Annotated in this window: 1 protein-coding gene; it reads left to right on the top strand. The window is 47.6% G+C overall.

Features of this window, described 5'->3' with window-relative positions; all coding sequences use genetic code 11:
• A partial coding sequence (locus AC0IXA_RS27860) for an endo-1,4-beta-xylanase (RefSeq protein ID WP_471814973.1) occupies positions 1-252 on the top strand: 252 nt, incomplete at both ends.

The raw sequence follows: 252 nt of genomic DNA, 5'->3' as shown, positions 1-252 counted from the left end.
ATCCAGTCATTGTCAAAGAGAGACTCGATGTGCTTGCTGAGCTAGGTCTTCCAATATGGGTCACAGAGTACGATTCGGTTCACCCTGACCCTAATCGAAGAGCGGATAACCTGGAAGCTTTATATCGCGTCGCATTTAGTCATCCAGCCGTAAAAGGAGTGCTGATGTGGGGATTTTGGGCAGGTGCCCATTGGAGAGGGGAAAATGCAGCCATCGTGAATTATGATTGGTCTTTAAATGAAGCAGGAAGAC

It is taken from the genome of Pseudomonas sp. AC083 (genome assembly GCF_979253165.1).
This window is presented reverse-complemented; position numbering and strand designations above follow the sequence as displayed.